The sequence below is a fragment of the Micromonospora sp. NPDC000442 genome (genome assembly GCF_042898635.1).
Taxonomy (GTDB): domain Bacteria; phylum Actinomycetota; class Actinomycetes; order Mycobacteriales; family Micromonosporaceae; genus Micromonospora.
This window is the reverse complement of record NZ_JBIAYZ010000050.1, coordinates 1-4,572: the sequence shown is the minus strand read 5'-3', so window position 1 is coordinate 4,572 and position 4,572 is coordinate 1. Positions and strand designations below refer to the sequence as shown.

The 4,572-nt window shown below is 71.0% G+C and carries 1 protein-coding gene; it reads right to left on the bottom strand.

Going from position 1 to position 4,572, the window contains the following annotated elements:
- The coding region (locus tag ACFY2A_RS30470; RefSeq protein ID WP_387176783.1) for an amino acid adenylation domain-containing protein at nucleotides 1-4,572 on the bottom strand (4,572 nt) is incomplete at both ends.

Here is a 4,572-nt window from a genome sequence, read left to right as displayed (position 1 = left end):
CAACATCCAACAAATCAATCGCGTGCAGGCGCGCCTGGGCAGTCGCCGTGACCACCGCCAACACCCGCACGAACCACCCGACGAACCGCTGGGCCGTCGACTCGTCAAACAGATCCGCCGACGCGACCACCGTGCCGTTGAGCCCGGCGGGCCGGCCCTGCGCGTCGAACGCCTCGACCGCCGAAACCTCCAGGTCGAATCGCGCCGTTGCCTGTCCCGCCGGGCCCGGCTGATGTCCGGTGTCGGCGTGCGAGAGGCTGACTGTGCCGCGCTCGATGTTCTGCAGGGTCAGCATCACCTGGAACAGCGGATGGCGGGCCATCGAGCGGGCCGGGGCCAACTCCTCGACCAGTCGCTCGAACGGCACGTCCTGATGCTCGAGGGCGTCCAGGCTGCTCTGCCGGACCCGGCCCAGCACCTCGGCGAAGGTCGGGTCACCCGACAGGTCCGTACGCAGCACGAGGGTGTTGACGAAGAACCCGACCAGATCGTCCAACGCCTCGTCGTTGCGCCCCGCCACCGGAAAACCGATCGGGATGTCGGTGCCCGCACCCAACCGCGACAACAGCACCGCCATCGCCGCCTGGAGGACCATGAACGGCGTCACGCCCTCGGCCCGCGCCAGGTCCACGAGCCGCTGGTGCAGCTCGGCCGGCACCTGCAACGGCACCTGGTGGCCGCGATGCGTGGCCACGGCCGGACGCGACCGGTCGACCGGCAGGGTCAGTTCCTCCGGCGCCCCGGCCAGCGTCTTCCGCCAGTGCGCAACCTGCTTCGACAGCAGGCTCTGCGGGTCCGACTCGGAGCCGAGAAGTTCGCGCTGCCACACCGCGTAGTCCGCGTACTGCACCGGCAGCGGCGCCCACACCGGTGCCTCACCGCGCAGCCGTGCCTCGTACGCAGCAGAGAGGTCCCGGCCGAGCGGAGCTGTGGACCAGCCGTCGCCGGAGATGTGGTGGATCACCAGCACGAGAGCGGAAGGCTCGTCGGTGCCGGGCCGGAACAGCCACGCCCGGATCGGTATCTCGGTGGCCAGGTCGAAGGCGTACCGGGTTGCCTCGGTGACCGCCTGGTCCAGCTCGGCGGCCGGCACGTCGTAGACGTGGAGGACCGGTTCCACCTGGTCGATGTCGACAATGCGTTGGTACGGCTGACCGTCGGCCACCGGGAAGAGCGTCCGCAGGGACTCGTGGCGGCCGATCACGTCCCGCAGTGCGGCGTCCAGCGCGGCCACGTCGAGCCCGGCGCCGAGCCGGATCACGGCCGGAATGTTGTAGAGCGGGCTCGGCCCGGCGAGCTGGCCGAGGAACCACAGCCGCTGCTGCGCGAAGGACAGCACCGGCCGCGCGGGCCGCTCGACGGCCCGCATCGGCGGTCGTGCCGGGCCGGTGTGACCGGCGTTCAGCCACGCCGAGATGCCGGCCACCGTGGGCGTCTCGAACAGCACTCGCAGCGGTAGTTCGACGCCGAGCACCGCACGCACCCGCGACGTGAGCCGCACCGCCAGCAGGGAGTGCCCGCCCAACCTGAAGAAGTCGTCGTCGATGCCCACCCGGTCGAGGCCGAGCACCTCCGCGACCACCCCGCACAGGATCTCGTCCCGCACGGTGGCCGGGCCCCGGCCGGATCCCGCGGTGTAGTCCGGCGCCGGGAGCGCGCGCCGGTCCAGCTTGTCGTTGGCGGTCAGCGGCAACCGGTCGAGGATCACCACGGCGGACGGCACCATGTATTCGGGCAGCCGCTGCGCGGCCAGCTCGAGCAGACCTTCCGGGGCGGCGTCGGCGGCCGGTACGACGTACGCCACCAATCGCCGGTCGCCCGGGGTGTCCTCGCGCACGACCACCGTGACCTGACCCACCAGCGGATCGGTCTGCAGGACCGCCTCGATCTCGCCGGGCTCGATCCGGAAGCCGCGGATCTTGACCTGCTGGTCCGCGCGACCCACGAACACCAGCTGCCCGTCCGAGGTCCACTTCACCAGGTCGCCGGTGCGGTACATCCGCCCCGGCCCGAACGGGCACGCCACGAAGCGCGACGCGGTCAGGCCCGGCCGGCCGACATAGCCGCGTGCCAACGCCGATCCCGCGATGTACAGCTCGCCGACCACGCCCGGCGGCACCGGGGAGAGGGCGTCGTCCAGCACGTACAGGCGCGTGTTCGTGATCGGGCCGCCGATCGGCAGCGGACCCGGTCGGCCGTCCACCTCGTGCGTGACGACGATGACCGTGGTCTCCGTCGGGCCGTAGGCGTGGACCATGCGGCGGCCCGGCGACCAGGCACGGGCCACCGCCTCGCTCACCGCTTCCGAGCCGACCACCAAGGCCTGCACCGGGGCCAGATCCTCGGGTTCCAATACCTCAAGCAGCGACGGCACGACGCTCGCGGCCTTGAGCCCGGTCAGCGACCGCAGCAATTTCGGCTGTTGGCGCTGCTCGGTGCCGGCGATCACCAGGGTTGCGCCGTGCGACAGCGCCACCGCCACGTCCAGCACCGAGGCGTCGAAGCTGAACGACGCGAACTGCAGCATCTCCACGCCGGGTGCGGCGCCGAGCATCGGCCCGAAGACCGACACCAGGTTCGTCAACGAGCCGTGCGAGACCGCGACGCCCTTCGGGGTACCGGTCGAACCCGACGTGTAGATCACGTACGCCAACGAGGACGGAACCGGGGCCACCAATCGCGAAGCAACGTCCGGCTGCTCCACGGCCACGTCATCAAGTACCACCGTCACGCCGGCGTCGGCCAGCATGAACTCGACCCGCTCCGCCGGAAGTTGCGCATCGATCGGCAGATAGGCAGCGCCCGCTTTCCACACCGCCACAATCGCCGTAATCATCTGCGCGCCCCGCGGGAGCCGCAGCCCGACCACTGACTCCGGACCCGTCCCGAGATCGATCAGGCGCTGCGCCAGTCGGCTCGCCGCCGCGTCCAGCTCGCGGTAGGAGACCTCGACCCCATCGGCGACCACCGCGACCGCATCCGGCGACGCCGCGACCTGCTGGTCGAAAAGCTCGACCACGGTGGCGTCAGTGGTCTCCGCAGCGGTGTCGTTCCACCCGTTCAGCACCTGCTCGCGCTGGTCGGCGTCCAGCAGATCGATCGCGTGCAACGGCGCATGTGCGGCGGACGACACGGTGGTCAGCACCCGCACGAACCAGCTGGCGATCCGCTGAACGGTCTCCTCGTCGAACAGATCTGTCGACGCCGTGACCGCGCCGCTCAGCCCGGCGGGCCGGCCCTGCGCGTCGAACGCCTCGACCGCCGAAACCTCCAGGTCGAACCGCGACATGACCGCCGCATCGGCGAGCACCGGCCCACCGTCGACCACCGGAAGGCCCGCAATGCCGCGCTCGATGTTCTGCAGGGTCAGCATCACCTGGAACAGCGGGTGGCGGGCCATCGAGCGGGCCGGGGCCAACTCCTCGACCAGTCGCTCGAACGGCACGTCCTGGTGTTCGAGGGCGTCCAGGCTGCTCTGCCGGACCCGGCCCAGCACCTCGGCGAAGGTCGGGTCGCCCGACAGGTCCGTACGCAGCACGAGGGTGTTGACGAAGAACCCGACCAGATCGTCCAACGCCTCGTCGTTGCGCCCCGCCACCGGAAAACCGATCGGGATGTCGGTGCCCGCACCCAACCGCGACAACAGCACCGCGAACGCGCCCTGCAGGACCATGAACGGCGTCACGCCCTCGGCCCGCGCCAGGTCGGCGAGCCGCTGATGCACGTCGGCCGGCACCCGCAACGGCACCCGATGTCCCTGACGGCTGGCCACCGCCGGACGTGACCGGTCCACCGGCAGGGTCAGCTCCTCCGGCGCCCCGGCCAACGCGTCCCGCCAGTAGGCGACCTGGGTCGACAGCAGGCTCTGCGGGTCCGACTCGGAGCCGAGAAGTTCGCGCTGCCACACCGCGTAGTCCGCGTACTGCACCGGCAGCGGCGCCCACACCGGTGCCTCACCGCGCAGCCGTGCCTCGTACGCCGCCGCCAGATCTCGGCTGAGCGGCGCGGTCGACCAGCCGTCACTCGCGGTGTGGTGCACGACCAGCACGAGAGCCGACTCGGCGCCGGTCTGGAACAGCCACGCCCGGATCGGCACCTCGACCGCGAGGTCGAACGGGTACCGCGCCGCCTCCACGACCGCCTGCTCCAGCTCGTCCGCGGGCATCGACTCGACCCGTAGGACCGAGCCCACCGCGTCAACGTCCAGGATCTCCTGGTACGGCTGCCCGTCCGCGACCGCCAGCAGAGTCCGCAGTGACTCGTGCCGGCCGAGCACCTCGAGCAACGCCGCATCCAGCGCGTCGACGTCCAGGCTGCCGTCCAGCCGCACCACGAACGGCAGGTTGTAGAGCGGGCTGGGTCCGTCGAGTTGGCTCAGGAACCAGAGTCGTTGCTGCGCAAAGGACAAAGGCGTCCGCGCCGTACGCTCTGCCGCCCGCAGGACCGGCCGGGCCACGGCCACACTCGACTCGTTCAGCCAGGTCGCCAGACCCGCGACGGTCGGCGCCTCGAACAACACCCGCAACGGCAACTCGACACCCAGCACCGCCCGCACCCGCGACACCAACCGCA